This is a genomic window from Nocardia sp. NPDC050718, from assembly GCF_040654235.1.
GTDB lineage: Bacteria > Actinomycetota > Actinomycetes > Mycobacteriales > Mycobacteriaceae > Nocardia.
The window spans coordinates 772,183-788,639 of record NZ_JBFAHQ010000003.1 but is presented as its reverse complement, the minus strand read 5'-3'; the positions used below and the strand labels follow the sequence as shown (position 1 = coordinate 788,639).

The 16,457-nt window shown below is 67.2% G+C and carries 15 protein-coding genes; 11 read left to right on the top strand and 4 right to left on the bottom strand.

All coding sequences use genetic code 11. From position 1 onward, the window contains the following. Nucleotides 1-53: 53 nt before the first annotated feature. The 4 genes from AB0H54_RS17990 (at nt 54) to AB0H54_RS17975 (ending at nt 1,942) form a co-directional block, all read left to right on the top strand. A complete protein-coding gene (locus tag AB0H54_RS17990) occupies nt 54-491 on the top strand; it encodes a hypothetical protein (RefSeq protein ID WP_357346464.1) in 438 nt (145 codons plus the stop codon). A 173-nt stretch (nt 492-664) separates the two neighbouring features. Further along, the gene (locus AB0H54_RS17985; RefSeq protein ID WP_357346463.1) at nt 665-1,120 is read left to right on the top strand and encodes a hypothetical protein; all 456 of its coding nucleotides are present in this window, start codon (nt 665-667) and stop codon (nt 1,118-1,120) included. Nucleotides 1,121-1,319: 199 nt separating this feature from the next. After that, on the top strand, nt 1,320-1,544 hold the full coding sequence (locus tag AB0H54_RS17980; protein WP_357346462.1) for a type II toxin-antitoxin system VapB family antitoxin: 225 nt from the start codon (nt 1,320-1,322) through the stop codon (nt 1,542-1,544). Beyond that, the gene (locus AB0H54_RS17975) at nt 1,541-1,942 is read left to right on the top strand and encodes a PIN domain nuclease (protein ID WP_357346461.1); all 402 of its coding nucleotides are present in this window, start codon (nt 1,541-1,543) and stop codon (nt 1,940-1,942) included. Before AB0H54_RS17980 ends, AB0H54_RS17975 begins: the two co-directional genes overlap by 4 nt. Nucleotides 1,943-2,039: 97 nt before the next feature. Here the strand turns inward: AB0H54_RS17975 and AB0H54_RS17970 are convergent, their stop codons facing one another. Genes AB0H54_RS17970 through rplN form a run of 4 tightly spaced genes read right to left on the bottom strand, consistent with a single transcriptional unit; the run spans nt 2,040 to nt 3,483 of the window. Next, nucleotides 2,040-2,225: a type Z 30S ribosomal protein S14 gene (locus AB0H54_RS17970; protein WP_014981705.1), complete on the bottom strand. Its 186-nt coding sequence runs from the start codon at nt 2,223-2,225 to the stop codon at nt 2,040-2,042. 4 nt (nt 2,226-2,229) lie between these two features. Further along, nucleotides 2,230-2,793, bottom strand: a complete 564-nt coding sequence (rplE, locus tag AB0H54_RS17965; RefSeq protein ID WP_019045062.1) for a 50S ribosomal protein L5 — start codon at nt 2,791-2,793, stop codon at nt 2,230-2,232. 1 nt (nt 2,794) lies between these two features. Continuing rightward, nucleotides 2,795-3,112 carry a 50S ribosomal protein L24 gene (rplX, locus tag AB0H54_RS17960; protein ID WP_019045061.1) on the bottom strand — a complete coding sequence of 106 codons (318 nt, stop codon included), beginning with the start codon at nt 3,110-3,112 and terminating at the stop codon, nt 2,795-2,797. A 2-nt stretch (nt 3,113-3,114) separates the two neighbouring features. Further along, nucleotides 3,115-3,483, bottom strand: coding sequence for a 50S ribosomal protein L14 (rplN, locus tag AB0H54_RS17955; protein WP_043647623.1), 369 nt, complete (start codon nt 3,481-3,483; stop codon nt 3,115-3,117). Nucleotides 3,484-3,786: 303 nt separating this feature from the next. On the opposite strand from rplN, the gene AB0H54_RS17950 reads away from it, so the two are divergent. The 7 genes from AB0H54_RS17950 to AB0H54_RS17920 all read left to right on the top strand — a co-directional run bounded on the left by AB0H54_RS17950 (nt 3,787) and on the right by AB0H54_RS17920 (nt 16,450). Beyond that, a complete protein-coding gene (locus AB0H54_RS17950) occupies nt 3,787-4,233 on the top strand; it encodes a hypothetical protein (protein ID WP_355271284.1) in 447 nt (148 codons plus the stop codon). Between the two features lie 100 nt (nt 4,234-4,333). Further along, complete coding sequence (locus AB0H54_RS17945; protein WP_357346460.1) at nt 4,334-6,370, top strand: M13 family metallopeptidase; 2,037 nt, start codon at nt 4,334-4,336, stop codon at nt 6,368-6,370. Between the two features lie 107 nt (nt 6,371-6,477). Further along, nucleotides 6,478-7,455 carry an ABC transporter substrate-binding protein gene (locus AB0H54_RS17940; protein ID WP_355271281.1) on the top strand — a complete coding sequence of 326 codons (978 nt, stop codon included), beginning with the start codon at nt 6,478-6,480 and terminating at the stop codon, nt 7,453-7,455. Between the two features lie 39 nt (nt 7,456-7,494). Continuing rightward, the gene (locus AB0H54_RS17935; protein WP_355271279.1) at nt 7,495-8,844 is read left to right on the top strand and encodes a SagB family peptide dehydrogenase; all 1,350 of its coding nucleotides are present in this window, start codon (nt 7,495-7,497) and stop codon (nt 8,842-8,844) included. A gap of 92 nt (nt 8,845-8,936) precedes the next feature. Continuing rightward, a complete protein-coding gene (locus AB0H54_RS17930; protein WP_357346459.1) occupies nt 8,937-9,443 on the top strand; it encodes a YbaB/EbfC family nucleoid-associated protein in 507 nt (168 codons plus the stop codon). Beyond that, nucleotides 9,440-9,757, top strand: a complete 318-nt coding sequence (locus AB0H54_RS17925) for a type VII secretion target (protein WP_357346458.1) — start codon at nt 9,440-9,442, stop codon at nt 9,755-9,757. Before AB0H54_RS17930 ends, AB0H54_RS17925 begins: the two co-directional genes overlap by 4 nt. Next, a complete protein-coding gene (locus tag AB0H54_RS17920) occupies nt 9,758-16,450 on the top strand; it encodes a toxin glutamine deamidase domain-containing protein (protein ID WP_357346457.1) in 6,693 nt (2,230 codons plus the stop codon). The last annotated feature ends 7 nt before the right edge of the window (nt 16,451-16,457 follow it).

The window sequence follows — 16,457 nt, the reverse complement described above, 5'->3', positions numbered from 1 at the left end:
TTGTCGGTGCGGCCTGCGATCCTGGGGATCCATCGACCACGGGGGACGAATCAATGACCTACGACGACTGCGGCTGGCACTCGGACACCACCTCGGAACTCGGCCTGGACAGCGAGGCGGGCGCGACCCATATCGGGATGTTCTACGCGTGGGCGGTCGCCAACGACCTGCATTCGCCGACCGTGCTCGTCTGGGGCGAACCGGAACCCCGGCCACGGCCGGAGCTGGCGGCGCTGCGCGAGCGCACGAAGACACCCGGCCGCTACCTACTCGACCACTGCTGCGGCGAACTGAACGAGGGCGACCTCAACGACCGCGGCCAGGCCTTCACCGCGGCCGCCTACCGCCAGTACCTGCGCGCCTACGACTTCATCCCCGAGGTCGCGCGGTACGAGACCACCTACCACGTCCCCGACACCTGGGAAACCTACGACGCCGTCGCGGCCCTGCTCGACGAAGCCTGGGCGGAATGGCAGGCACACACCGGCTGACCCGAGCCACAAACGCGCGAAGGCACGGACTTCCGGCACTGACAGCCTCGTGACCCACGAGTGATCGAGCACGAAAAATCGAGCGATTCCTGACATCACGCCGTGACCAGCCGTGGCGTCCGCCGGTACCACGCTGGTCTACCAGTTCGGAATCATCGATGTTTGGAGGGATCGTGAGAAGGCTTGCCGCTGTGATTCTCGGAGTTGCCCTCGGCGCATGCGCCATTCTCGGTTCGACCGCGTCCGCTGCGCCCGGCGACAGCTACCAGATGGGCGAAACCGCCGCCATCCCCGTCGTGAACTACAACGGTGCCGCGACAACGGTCACTGAAATCACCGTCGCGGACTGGTACTGCGACGGTCGTCGAGAAGTCTGCACCGTGTCGGTGCGCTTCGCACACCGCGGAACGCAGTCGACCGACCCAGCAACTATCAGCTACAGCCTCTCCTTCGCCGACGGCAGGTCGGTTCCTGCCACAACCGAACCGAACGCCGGCTACCTCTATGACGGAACCATCCTGGCCGGGGTCGCGTCCTTCCCGCTCATCACCGAGCCATCGCCGCCGACAGCCGTCGTCCTGCGCGGCGAGGTTTCCGGCGACGTACTCGGCAGTTGGGTAGTGCCCTAGGGCCCACCACAATCGAATGGGGAGCCCGCCACAATCCACCGCCTCGGGCCCTATGGCGCCACATCGCCCGCCGCGCGTAATGCGGTGCCAGCGCACTCGCCGAAGGGGCCCTGCCTTCGTTCGTTGCCGCCACAGCATCGACCGAGCGACCGGCGCGCAGATATACTATTTGAAAAATAGATATCAATCGGAGGTGCAGATGGCACGGACAGTGGTCGACCTCGATGACGCCGCGCTGGCCGAGGCGGCTCGGTACCTGGGAACGACGACCAAGAAGGACACGGTCAACGCCGCACTGCGCGAGATCATCGATCGCCGTCGCCGCGCTGAGGCGATCGCTCGGATGCGGGACCTGGCAGCCACCGGCGAGATCGAGCTACCCGAAGCCGAATCGGCACATCCAGGTCGTGAGTCGGCCGCGTGACCGAAAGGTTTCTCGCCGATACCAGCGCTCTGGTGCGCTTCTTTCGCGGGCAAACCGGAGCGCAATGGGATCAGTTGGCGAGTTCCGGCCTGCTGGGGATCTGCGAGCCAGTTCGCCTGGAATTTCTGCGTGCCGCGGGTGGACGTCCCGCCTACTACGAGGCAGCTAGTCTGCTCCACGAGATCTTTCCCTACTTCGCGATGCCCGATTCCTGCTGGGAGAGTTCCGCCCGGCTGCAGGAGCGGCTCACCGAGAAGGGCTGGCAGCAGTGCGCGGGCCCGGTCGATCTACTGGTCGCAGTTGCCGCCGCACACCACAAATTGACCGTGCTGCACGCGGATTCGGATTACGAGACCATCGCGCGCATCACCGGGCAGCCTGTTCAACGCATCGACTGAAACCCCCGAAAACGCAGCAAAGCACGAGCTCTCCTTCGAGAGCCCGTGCTTTGCTTCGTTATTCGCCTAGGTGGCTGCGCTCACGAGGAGCGCGGGCTCACCAGGAGCTCTTGTGCACGCCCGGGAGCTCGCCACGGTGGGCCATCTCGCGCAGGCACACGCGGCACAGGCCGAACTTGCGGTACACCGCGTGGGGGCGGCCGCAACGCTGGCAGCGGGTGTAGGCGCGGACCGCGAACTTCGGCTTGGCGTTGGCCTTGTTGACCAGTGCTTTCTTGGCCATGTGCTCAGTTCTCCTTGAACGGGAAGCCGAGGTGCTTGAGCAGCGCACGGCCTTCTTCGTTGTTGGTCGCAGTGGTCACCACGGTGATGTCCATACCGCGCGGGCGGTCGATGGAATCCACGTCGATCTCGTGGAACATCGACTGCTCGCTGAGGCCGAACGTGTAGTTGCCGTTGCCGTCGAACTGCTTCGGCGACAGACCGCGGAAGTCGCGGATACGCGGCAGCGCGATGGAGACCAGGCGATCCAGGAACTCCCACATGCGGTCGCCACGGAGGGTGACCTTGGCGCCGATCGGCATGCCCTCACGGAGCTTGAACTGCGCGATCGACTTGGTGGCCTTGCGGACCTCCGGCTTCTGACCGGTGATCAGCTCGAGGTCCTTGATGGCACCGTTGATCAGCTTCGCGTCACGGGCGGCGTCACCGACACCCATGTTCACGACGACCTTGACGACGCCCGGGATCTGCATCACGTTGGCGTACTCGAACTCGCTGTTCAGCGCGTCCTTGATCTCGGCGCGGTAGCGCGCCTTCAGCCGGGGCTGAGTCTGCTCAGAGGTGGTCATGTCAGATGTCCTTCCCGTTCTTACGGGAGATCCGAACCCGCTTGCCGGTCTCTTCGTCGGTGCGGTAGCCGACGCGGGTCGGGTTACCGTCGGAGTCGACGACCATCACGTTGGAAACCTGGATGGGGGCTTCCTGGGTCACGATGCCACCCGAGGAGGCGCCACGCTGGTTCGCGGAATCCGCGACGTGCTTCTTGATGCGGTTCACGCCTTCGACGAGAACCTTGCCGGTCGCCGGGTAGGCCTGGATGACCTTGCCCTTGGCGCCCTTGTCCTTGCCCGAGATGACGAGGACGGTGTCACCCTTGTGCACCTTCATGGTCAGAGCACCTCCGGGGCCAGCGAAACGATCTTCATGAAGCGCTTGTCACGCAGCTCACGGCCGACCGGGCCGAAGATGCGGGTGCCGCGAGGATCGTTGTCCGGCTTGATCAGCACGGCAGCGTTCTCGTCGAACTTGATGTAGGAACCGTCCGGACGGCGGCGCTCCTTGACGGTGCGCACGACGACAGCCTTGACGACGTCGCCCTTCTTGACGTTCGCGCCGGGGATGGCGTCCTTGACGGTGGCGACGATGATGTCACCGATACCGGCATAGCGACGCGACGAGCCACCGAGCACGCGGATGCAAAGGATTTCCTTCGCCCCGGTGTTGTCGGCGACGCGCAGTCGCGACTCCTGCTGAATCACTTCAGCACCTCCTGGACCTGGATGTATACGTACGCCGGATTGCCGACCCGACGCACATGGTCAGTCGCCCTCCGGACGCGCGCCTGCCAGCGGAAATACCTACCACTGGGGGTTCACTGCCGGATTGCGGGCGCAGAGCTCCCGCAGGCAACCGGTCTAGTGTAGGTGAATCCCCAGGTCGACCCAAATCGGGGGTCGTTCCCACGAATCTGAAGCAGATATGTTTCAAACTCCTGTGGGCGCGGTCACGCCGTTGCTACGGTCGCCCTGCTCGTCGAGGTACGAGCGGATGAGGAGTCGCACATGCACATCACCCTGCCGACCACCCGCCGGATCGCGACCACCGCGAGCGCCTTCGCCGCCGTGCTCGCCCTGGCCACGCCGCACGCCGCCGCGGGCCCGATCATCGACATGCTCACCGACACCCTCACCGTCGGCTGCACCTCCAAGATCGATGTCGTCGGCCTCGACGACTACGTCGGCGCGCAGGTCGACTTCGTCGCCAACGGCAAGTTCTTCGCCAGCGACACCGTCGACCTGGAGGTGACCGTCGGCGGCGCCACCGTGGCCAAGGCTACCGCCTACTACCACGTCGAGACCGAGGTCGAGGTGCAGCTCTCGCTGCTGCTGCACGCCACCGGCGCGCCGCTGGTCACCAAGCGGGTGCCCACCGTCGCGAAGATCCTGAACGCGGGCAGCGGCCTGGCCTGCGACCTGGCCACCGGCAGCGCCGGCCTCTCCTCGGACTAGCCCGCACCACCGCTACCTCCCCCGATCGGCCCGGCCGCCGGTAGCCTGGGCGGATCGCAACGAGCAGGGGTGCGGCTGCCGCATCGGGGAAGGAAAACCAGTGACATCGTCCGGTCGTCCGTCGGTCGTGGATCGGCGCGCATTCCTGATCGCCATGGGCCTGGTGCCCGTGGCCGCCGCGCTGGCCTCCTGCACGTCGGATTCCCCCGAAGTGCAGCTCACCGGCGTGGACATGGGCGGCGGCGATCCGGCGATCCGCCCGCAGGACGACCTGTACCGCCACGTCAACGGCGCCTGGCTGCGCGACTACCAGCTGCCCCCGGACAAGGCCTCGGTCGGCGCGATCACCGACGCCAACGACCGCACCCTCGCCCAGTTGCGCGAGATCATCGAGGGCATCGAGAACCCGAAGCCGGGGACCGAGGCCCAGCAGATCAAGGACCTCTACGACGCCCGCCTCGACCTCGACGAGATCGAGCGCCTCGGCATCACGCCGCTCAACGGCCTGTTCACCGCGCTCGACCAGGCCGCGGGCAAGCCCGAGCTGGCCAGGATCATGGCCGAGGCGCCGATCTCCGGGCTGATCGGCATGGGCATCGGCATCGACCGCAAGAACTCCAGGGCCTACATCCCCAGCGTCAGCCAGGCGGGGCTCACCCTGGGCGAGCAGTACTACCGCAAGCCCGAGTTCGCGACCCAGCTGGCGGGCTACCAGACCTACCTCGAGCAGCTGGCCAAGGGCCTGGGCATGGCCGACCCGGCCGGGGTCGCGCAGCGCACCGTCGACCTGGAGAAGCGGATCGCCGCCAACCACTGGGACAGCGTGCGCCTGCGCAACACCGACGCCACCTACAACCTGATGAGCTGGCAGGAGCTGACCGCGCTCGGCCCGCAGTTCGACTGGGATCCGTGGCTGGCGGGCATGACCGACCGGCCCAAGTCGCAGTTCGACAAGATGGTCGTCGGCCAGCCGTCGTTCGTCACCGCGGCGGCGCAGCTGTGGAGCGAGGTCGACGTCGCCCAGTGGCGCGACTACCTCAAGCTGCAGATCGCCAACACCTACGCCCGCTTCCTTCCCAAGGCGATCGCCGACGCGCGCTTCGACTTCGTCGGCCGGGTGCTCAGCGGCCTGGAGGAGAAGCCGGAGATGTGGCGCTCCGCGGTGGGCGTCGTCGACGACAATCTCGGCGAACCGCTGGGCAAGCTGTACGTGGACAAGCACTTCCCGCCTGCGGCCAAGGAACGCGCCATGGTGATGGTCGACGACCTGCGCGCCGCCTACCGTGACAACTTCACCAACTCGACGTGGATGTCGCAGCCAACCCGCGAGGCCTCGATCGCCAAGCTGGACAAGATCGTCGCCCAGATCGGCTACCCCGACAAGTGGGTCGACTACTCCTCGGTGCGGGTGACCCGCGGCAAGCTGATCGAGTCCCTCATCGCCATCAACGCGTTCGAGTCCAAGCGCGCGTTCGCCCGGCTCGGCACCGAGGTGGACAAGTCGGAGTGGAGCATGTCGCCGCAGACGGTGAACGCCTACTACAGCCCGACCACCAACCAGATCGTCTTCCCCGCCGCCTACCTGCAGCCGCCGTTCTTCGACAAGGACGCCCAGGACGCGGTCAACTACGGCGCCGTCGGCTCGACGATCGGGCACGAGATCGGGCACGGCTTCGACGACCAGGGCTCCAAATACGACGGCGACGGCAACCGCCGCGACTGGTGGACGCCGGAGGATCGCGCCGCCTTCGACGCCAAGACCCAGCAGCTCATCGAGCAGTACGACGTCCTGGTCCCCGAGGGCGCGCCCGAAGGACAGCACGTCAACGGCGCCCTCACCGTCGGCGAGAACCTGGCCGACCTGCGCGGCCTGCAGATCGCGCTGGCGGCGTATCAGAAGGTCGCCCAGCGCACCGGCGCGCAGCCCGATTTCCGCACCATGTTCTTCTCCTGGGCGCGGCAGTGGCGCGACAAGCAGACCGAGGAGGCGACCCTGCAGTCGCTGCAGGACACCCACTCGCCCAACGAGTTCCGCTGCAATCAGGTCGTCCGCAATATCGGCGAGTTCTACACCACCTTCGAGGTGAAGGACGGCGACAAGCTGTTCATGCCGCAGGATCAGCGAGTGACACTCTAGGGACGATTCCCCTCCGAAACCGACGTAGGTTAGCCTAGGCTGACCTACGCTGGAACCGGCTCGTGCGAGCCGATCGAGGACCTTCCTCGATGAAGGAGGATGCAACGATGACGTCTGTTCGGACTTCGCGCGGCTGGCGGCGCGTGGCCGTGGCCGCACTCGCCGGTGCGCTCGCCTTCGGCGTCGCCGCCTGCGGTTCCAGCGACGATGCCGCGGGCTCGGGCGAGCCGGTCACCGTGACCCATGCCAGGGGCGAGACCACCGTCACCGGGACGCCGACGAAGATCGTCGCCCTGGGCAACCAGTGGCTCGACACCACGCTGGCGCTCGGCGTCGTCCCCGTCGGCTACATCGACAACGTCTCCGCGGTCTCCAAGAGCACCCCGCCGTGGGAGCCGGAGAGCCTGAAGTCGGCCAAGGCCCTCAACACCACGGGCAGCATCGCCGAGCAGGTCGCCGCGCTGGAGCCGGACCTGATCCTGGCCGATCCGTTCATCGCCGACCAGAAGACCTACGACGAGCTGTCCAAGATCGCGCCGACGCTGCCCGCGCTGACCAAGGACGCCGTCAGCCCGTGGCAGGACCAGGTCACCGCGCTGGGCAAGGTGCTGCACAAGGAATCCGACGCGACCGCGGTGATCAAGAAGGTCGACGACAAACTCGCCGCGATCAGCGCCGCCAACCCGGGCCTGAAGGGCAAGACCTTCGCCAGCACCTGGCTGGCCAGCCCCGCGCAGCTGATGGTGCTGACCGACCCCAACGACGGCTCGGCCAAGGTCTTCACCCAGCTGGGCATGGGTATCCCGGCCAATCTCACCGCGCAGCCGTCCAACCAGGGCCGCCTGGCGCTCTCGCCGGAGCGCGTCGACGAGCTGTCCGCCGACCTGCTGCTGGCCGGCTACTCCCCCGGCCTGGACGAGAAGTACCGCCAGCTGCCCGGCTACAACGAGCTGCCGTCGGTGCAGAAGGGCTCGGTGGTCTTCCTGACCACGCAGGAGATCAGCGCCATCAACCAGCCGTCCGCGCTGTCGGTGCCCTACATCCTCGACAAGCTGGGCCCCGCCTTCGCCGCCGCGGCGAAGTAGCACCTCCCCCACCACGTTCGACCCAGCAAGGACTGCGCTGTGCTCGCCTCCACGTATCCCGCCCAGACCCGATTCTCGCTGCGCGCCGGAGTCACCTGCCTCACCACCCCGGCCGGGGCGGTGCTGCTGAATCCGCCGCGCAATGTGAAGCTGACCGGGCTGGGCGCGGGTGCGCTGCAGGCGTTGAAGACGCTGAACCAGGGCCCGGCGACGGCGGCCGAGATGTCGACCGCCGCCGCCGGTGACGACATCACCGGGCTCATGCGCAAGCTCACCGACGGCGGCTGGCTGGCCGTCACGGTGCGCGACGGCGGCCGCGACCTCTACAGCATCCGCCCGTTCGCCGAGCCGGCGCCGCGTCCCGAGGTGGCCCTGCCGAGCTGGTCGGCGACGCTGTCGAAGTTCGCCGTACTGCACCGCGACGCCCAGGGTTTCGTGCTCGAGCACCCGCGGGCGTGGTGCGATCTGCGCATCCACGATCCGCGGCTGCTCGCGCTGCTCGACGGCCCGATGGCGGCCGACTCGCCGGTGCCCGCCGCGGTGAAGTCGCAGTTCATGGCCGATCTGCAGTGGTGCGGTTTCCTCGTCGACGGCGACGAGGAGGAGCACGAGTTCAGCACCCGCTCCTGGAGCGCCCCCGACCTGTGGTTCCACCGCCGCAGCACCCTCGGCGCCCGCACGGTCACCTGGGACGACTTCGGCCCGACCCGCTGGGCCGACGGCCGCTTCCCCGAATTGCCCGCCCGCCGCGCGCCGTTCGCCGGCGAGCCGATCGCCCTGGCCCGCCCCGACCTCGACGGCCTGCGCGCCGCCGACCCCAGCCTGACCGCCACGCTCGAGGATCGCGTGTCCACCCGCGCCTTCGACGACGCGGCCCCGATCACCGCCGACCAGCTGGGCGAACTGCTGTTCCGCAGCGCCCGCACCCGCGCCGACGGCTCCCGCCCCTACCCCTCCGGCGGCGGCGCCTACGAGCTCGAGATCTACCCGGTGATCCGCAATGTCGCCGGCCTGGCCACCGGGATGTACCACTACGACTCGGCCGACCACGTCCTGCGTCCGGTCGCCCCCGCCGACTCCCCCGCGGTTCAGAAGCTGCTGAAGGCCACCTCGGCCACCCTGGCCGGCGGCGCCGAACCCCAGGTCCTGCTGCTGGTCTCGGCCCGCGCGGGCCGGGTCATGTGGAGCTACGAGCAGGTCGCCTACGCCAATATCCTCAAGCACGTCGGCGTCCTCATGCAGACCTTCTACCTCACCGCCACCGCCATGAACCTCGGCGTCGTCGCCCAGGGCTTCAGCGACACCACCGCCTTCGCCACCGCCACCGGCCTCGACGAACTCGAGGAATGCAATGTCGGCAGCATCATCGTGGGCTCCCGGAGCGTCTGAAACCCGCACGAGATCAACATCACCTCGCGGAACCATCGGCGGGTTTCGCGCGTCCAACCTTTCGACGTGCTTCCTATCGGATCGAGGGGTTCATGAACGAGGACTGGTCGGCGCCGACCCGTGCGGCCAACGACGCGTTGCGCGCGCAGGTCGATGCGATGCTCGACTCGTTCACCGCCGACAAGTCCGCCCTGCTCGACGCGCAGCGGCGCGCGACCGAACCGGTCAGCGTCTGGTCGGAGGACAACCTGGTCCGGGTCACCGGCACCATCGCCGGTGTCAGCGAGGTGCACATCGAGCCCGACGCCTTCAAACGGTCGAGCCCGGACTCCCTCGGCCGCTCGGTCACCGAGGCCATCACCGCCATGCGGATCGCGGTGACACAGCTCCAGGAGCAGGCGATGGCGCCCATCGCGAATCTGACCGGCCAGCTCCCCGACCTGCCCGATCTGGTCCCCGGCGCCGTCAGCGTGAAAGACCTGATCGCCCAGCTGACTTCGCCGCCCGCCGAGACGGAGCCCGAGGCCCCGCGCCGTCTGGTCGAGGACTCCGACGACGACGAGGGTGACTACTTCCGCAACCGGAGCTACCTGCGATGACACTGGAAGTCGACCCGCAGGCCCTGCGCGCCACCCAACCGTCGTTCACCTCCGTCGCCGACACCATCACCACCGCGGCCGCCGCGCTGGCGAGCGTGATCACCGGCGAAGGCGAATGCTGGGGCACCGACGAGATCGGCCAGGCCTTCGCCAAGAACTACACCCCCGGCGTCGATTCCGGCCAGAAGGCCGTCACCGGATTGGCCAGGGTGATGACTCAGCTCGGCGCGAACCTGGTCACCATCGCCACCGCGTTCGAGACCCAGGACACCGCCAACGCGGGCGCGCTCGGTACGACCCCCGGGTCCGCGTAAATGGGCATCGAGATCCCCGATGAGCTGCAATGGGTAGCGAAATGGATTCTCGGCGCGGGTGATTGGCCCGAGGGCGACGAGACCGCCATGCGCCGCGTCGCCGACGCCTGGACGTCCATGGCGCAGACCCTCAACACCGTCGACGACAATGCCGCCGTCGCGCTCAACGCGGCGCTGACCGCCCTGGCCGAAGGCGAGACCCACACCACCGTCGCCGCCTTCCGCGACAAACTGCTCAACGGTGACGAGGCGACTTTCACCGCCGTCCGGAAATGGTGCGAGAAGCAGGCCGAACTGCTCAACGACGGCGCCAACGACATCGAGCACACCAAGCTGGTGATCATCGGCACCATGATCATCACCGCGGCCGAACTGGTCGTGGCCGGATTCACCGCGTGGACCGGGGTCGGCGCGGTCGCGGGCGCCGCGGCCAGGGTCGCCGGACAGATCGCCGTCCGGGTGGCGATCCGGCAGTTGATCGCCCGCATGCTGACCCGCGGCGCCGCCAAGGCCGCCGCCCGGCTCGCCTTGCGCGGCGCCGCCTTCGAAGCCCTGGAGGAGGGCGGCACCGACCTGTCCGCCCGCCTCATCCAGGTCTACAACGGCGACCGCTCGCTGGCGAAGTTCGGCCTGACCGACCTGGGCCTCGCCACCTTCGGCGGTGCCGTCGGCGGCGCGGTCGGCGGCCTCCTCGGCGGCGGCACCGGCGCCCTGGGCGACCTCACCTCCTCCACCACCGGCAAGCTCGCGGGCAAACTGGTCGGCGGCACCGTCACCGAACTCGGCGCCGACGTCTCCGCCCAGGTCGCCGCCGCAGGCGTCGGCGCCGCTCTCCTCGGCCAGGAATTCAAACTCGACATCGGCCTGGAAACCTTCACCAGCGCGGGCGCCGGCGGCGTACAGAGCACCATCGAATCCGGCGGCCACGGCGACCCCGCCTCCGCCCCCACCGTCCCCGAACTCGACACCGAAGCCCCCGACACCACCACACCCGGCGACGACGCGGCACCGAGTGATCCCGGTGCGACCACCCCCGCCGGCACCGACACCGAACCCGGCGCCACCACCCCCGCTGGCACCGACACTGAACCCGGATCCACTACTCCTGCGGGCACCGACACCGAGCCCGGCGCCACTACTCCCGCAGGCACCGACACCGAGCCCGCAGGCATCACACCGGCCGAAACCGATGACGGCGGAGCGGATTCGCCCAACGACGACACAGACGGCGCGACGGCCCCCGCGTCCACCGACGACCCCGACTCACCGACCGACGATGCGCCCGCCCCACAGAACAACACACCCGACACCGAACTCTCCTCCTCCGATCCGAACAACGACGCTCCGGCTCCCGGCGACTCCGCGCCCACCGCCCCGGACAACGCTGCCCCCGCCACGGAAGACCCAGCGCCGTCCACGCTCGACGACAACGGCCCCACAGCCCCGAACCCCGCGGAAACCGCACCGTCGACGAACCCCGACAACGTCGCCCCTACCACCGACGACGCCCCACCATCGAACCCGAACAACGTCCCCGCCGAGGCCCTGACCACCGACGACGCCGCACCGTCCGATCCGAACGACGACGGCCCCGTCCAGGCCCCCGCCTCCGTAGAAACGACCACCGACCCCGCACCGGACCTGCCACCACAGTCCCTCCCGACCGACGCGGACCCAGCGAACAACCCACCCGTACAACAGGTTCCGACAACACTGTCCCCGGATGACCTGACCCGACCGGACACGACGACAACGGCTAACCCACAAACCCAGCCGACCACCACCGATACATCGACCGCCGCCACCACGACCACTCCGGCCCCACCAACCGGAACCCCCACGACCGCACCGACTGCGACGGCATCGACTACGACGACGCCGCCGTCGACTGCGACGACACCCGCATTCACGCAGAGTCCTACCTCCACCACTCCGACCCCTTCTCCCAGGTCGAGCACGCCGCCCCCGGCGTCGACAACGACCGGAACTACCCAGCCTGGACCAACGGCGACTCCGCCCACGCCTCCGACCAGGACCACCCCACCGTCCGCTGCCGATGTCCCGGCGACAGCCGACTCGGGCACGAACACCTCGACGCCCCCGACGTCGTCCATCGCGCGGCCGCCCGCGAACACTCCGCCTACGAGCTCGTCGACCACCGACACACAAGCCGCCGAGAACGGCACAGGCGAAACAGCCTCCGGCCATGAGCAATCCGGTGGTGCGATCCGCCCGCGCGATATCTACGACAGCGCGGCACAGGATGCCTGGGCGGAAGCCGCCTACGAGCAGTTCCGGGCGACCGACAACGATATCGACGGCATGGTCGACAATCTCGCCGACACTGTCCGCCCGGACGGATCCCGCGGGTATTCGCGCGATGACATAGCGCGGGTGAAAGACCATCTGTTTCGCAGCGAACACCCACTCGCCATATACGACGACGACGGCAATACCGTCGGGACCGAGATCCGGCGATACGATGCGAGCGCGGCGATCGCCGAAGCGTGGATGCGGCTGTCCAACGGCACGCCGCTGCCCGAAGACATCGTCCTCCTCGAACACGAATTGACCGAGGCAGGCTATTACGAGTCCCGCCCCGGGGCGTCGTACCACGAGGCACACGACTACGCCAACACACAATTCGATTGGGAATCGAATATCCCGGCACGCACCGGGGAGAACATCGACGAATGGACGGCGAAGTATGGCGATAAATCTACTGTTCCGCCTCAAGACGGAGACCGAGCAGGACGTGACCTACCAGTTCGGGAGCCCCGGTCGACTGAACCGGGAACTGACGATTCGCAAGTCGGACTACACAGTGACAGTGGCGGACGGGAAGACCGACCAACTGGCAGTGATCACAGCGGGCAAGGCGATGACCCGGCACAAGCAGGACGGAACCTGGATGAAGTCGGGCAGCGTGCAGGCCTAGAACCGCCAAGGCAAACCGGTGGCCGGCGCGAGGTGCCCCCCAGCGACCCCGAATCCACGCCGCCGGAAAGCACGGCACCCGCCGACCCCCAGTCGAGCGAGCCGACCTCGACCGATACGCCGCCAACCGATGAGGCTGCGGCGGGCCCGACGACGGCGCAGAACGTGCCACCGACACCCACCCCGTCGCCGACCTCGCCGGATCAGCAGGTCGAACCCGGCCACAGCCCAGACGCTCGGCAGCTCCGAGATTCGTTGCGAAACCTGCCGTCGCAGGACGGCCGAACTACCACCGTCGACACCAACCGGGACGCGTCCCAGTCACGACCACCCGCCTACCGAATCCGACGCTTCCACGTGGGAGGTCGATGGGTGACAGTGGCTACCATCCGGGCCTACATTCCCAACGCGCATCTGATGACCCCGGCGGAACTACACCAGGAAATGGAGTACGCACACGCCGCGGTCGACGCCACGTTCAACCACAACCGGAAACTCCCCGGCGGTGACCGACTCCTCGTCGACGTCGAATTCTCGACGAATCCCCACGCCGACGACTTTCGCCTGAACACCCAGCAGCACCGATTCGACCTCGCCAACGACCTGCGTGCCCACATGGGTCTGCCACCCGGTAAACCCGACCAGCCACCCACCGACGACGACCTCTGCGCGATCAACAATGACATCGCCAGAGCGAATACGGCTGTGCCGTTCTCGAACCCGTCCGACCTCCGCGCCTTCGGTCCGCGCGAACTCGCTCCGGTTGAGCAAGCGCAGTTCCAAACCGACGTCGAGAACGCTCTTCTCAGCGGCAACGAATTCAGGATCGGAGCCGATCCCCGAACAAATCAATACGGGTCAGCCATCAACGACGGTGGGCCGACAGTCCGGGGACGCCGCAACAACTGCCTGGACTGTTCACTGTCCGCGCTGTCGTCGTTCTACGGCCGACCGCAGGTGGCGGCGCCCCGCAACGACGACAAGAACCCGGACGGGACGCCGGATACCCGAACTGGCGAAGCGTCAGGTTTGGCACGGGCAGCGCAATGGCTCGGCGGGGGTTTGCTTCACTTCAAAGGACTGTCGATCGCCCAGCAATATCAGGCACTTCACGATCATGTCGCGGCGCTCGGTCCCGGTTCATCCGCGTTGGTTGTCAACAGGTGGCATGCGCAGGACGGTGCGGGCAACTTCCTCTACAACAACGACGGATCGCCGAAGATGGGCGGATCCCACGCGACCGTGATCGTCTATCCACCTGGTGCAACCGGCCCGGTGTGGTGGGATCCTCAGTCCGGCCTGACCTCTGACACACCGCCATCGTGGATGGTGGATGCGTCGTTGACTCTCGACTTCACCCCCATCGACCCCAATGGAGGAAACACCCATGGCGGAACCAATTCTCACGGAGGATCAGGCCAGACAGTCGCTGGCCCGATGGTTCGGACCGAACCGGGAATTCACGATGATGGAAACCCGGCACGGCTGGGTCAGCCAAGCGACTCTGACGGATCAGGAACTCGAGCAGGGCTTGGGGCTGGGCTTGGTGAACTACGTTCTGAACAAGCAGACCGGAGTGATCACCGAACACCGCAGCCTGCCACCGAGGATGATCGGCGAGGAGTTCGACCAGGCGATCGAGACGGGACGCCCGATCCAGGGCGGCCAGGTGTACCCCCCACTTCACCGGATCAGCCTCCTACAGACCTCGGAGGATCAGAGCACGGTCCAGTACGAGATGCAGGTGACTTCACTCGACCGGACCGACACCCCGACAACCACTCAGATCCTGACAATCACCAAGAGCCCGTACAACTTCCACCCGACCGACAGTCTGGCGGCCTCGGCGGCGTCATGGGCGGAGGCCCGCTCCCGAGCGACGGGAGCATGGCCGACGGAGGGCAGCTTCGAGGAGTAGACGCTTCATCGGACGAAACTCCCGACACCACAACCACTCCCACAAACACACCGACCTCACCGCCACAACCCGTTCCGTCCACCGGGTTGCCGAACGCACCCGGGGCCACGCCGCATTCGGCCGACAGCAACGCGTCCCCTCCCCCGCCCGCTTTCTCAGCGCCAACACCTCAGCAGGTACAGAACGCCAATCGGTCACGGGCCGCGCGTGACAACCTCCGCGCCCGCCGGCCGGACGGCGGTGTACAGCCGGTCACCGATCCCAGCGGTCGCCGACGCTTCACCTGGGGCCGGTACACCACCGCCCTCGGCGCCCCCGTCTCGGTCATGCGGATCGGCATCCACCTCACCGGCGCGTCGAACCTCGACCCCGCCGTGGCCGCCGCCCTGCTGCAACGGGCCCAATTCGCCGTCGACCTGCACTTCAATGGCGGTTTCCGGCTCCCCAACGGCGATTGGATGATGGTCGACCTCGTCCCGGTGACCAACCCTGCCGACGCCGACATGCATATGCCGATCGACAGCTCCGGCTTGCCCGGTACCACCCATCCGAACGTCGACTTGGCGGGACTGACCGCCCAGTTGCGCGACCAACTCGGCTTGGACCCGAACCGCGATCACGTCACCCGCACCGATCTCGACCAGCTCAGCGCTGCGGTAGACCGCGCCAGATTCACCCCGCCACCGCCGCCTTGGCTCAGCAATCCAACCACCGGCAACACCGCTTCCGAGCCGCCCCGACCGACCGCGCCGACTTCGTCGCCGAACCCCCGGAACCAGGCTCCGCACGCGGTGCCCGACAACCGTCGACAGGTCCCGCCGCCGCCCCGCCGAGATTTCCGCGCACCCGAATCCAATCCGCCACCGCGGCAAACACTCCCGACGCCGGCACCGATGAGGAACACCCCGAGGACGGCCGACAACACTGCGCCCCGCTCTGTACCGCAACCACCACACAACCCGCGGTCGTGGGGTGCCCAGAATCCGAACCGCCTGCCGGTGTCTCCTGCGGGATTCGGCTCCCCCGGTCCGCGGTCGGACGGTCATCGCCCGTTCGATCCGCGAGATTTCCGTGCACCGGAATCCCTGCCGCCACCTGCGCCACCACAGCAGGGATTGCCCAACGACAACGGCCCGTCGACAACGCCGCGAACACCTCAACCATCTGGCGGCACTCTTCGACGGATACTTCGCAGGCTCTTCGGGATGCAGCCGCGTCGAGATTTCGTGCCTCCGCAGGCAGCCACCACACCAGATCAACAGGCACCTTCGGCGCCACCGAGAGCTACTGAAGCGGATGCCGTTCAGCAACCATCGCCTCCGCAGGAATTCTCGGACCAGCCGTACAGCGCCGGCCCACCCTATGCGACACAGGAAATGGGTGCGACATATCGGGGTGAGCACGAAGAAAGGAACTCCGTTTGGGAATATCCGCTCCGTGTCACGTACCTGAATGAGATCGAGCGTCTACGACTGAGACTCTTCGTCAAAGACGGAAAACTGTACACCGCTGACGGTAAACCGTTCGATACCAGTTCTGGCGTCAGCGCATGGGGTGGTCCCGGGCGCGCTGTGTTCGCTATGGATGAGCACGGAAATCTCTACGCCTCGAACTACCATGCCCGTGGACTTTTCCACCATTCCAGTTTTCTGGCCGGTGGAAATGTCGCCGCCGCAGGTGAGCTCGAAGTCATCGACGGAGTACTCCAGTTGCTGACCGACAGGAGCGGACACTACCGACCCGCCCGCGGGCATACGATGCAAGCCATCAATCAGCTCAGAAGCTTGGGCATCCCGATTACGCCCGGGCAGGTCGATTTCGAGGCACCACCACAATGAAAGGGAA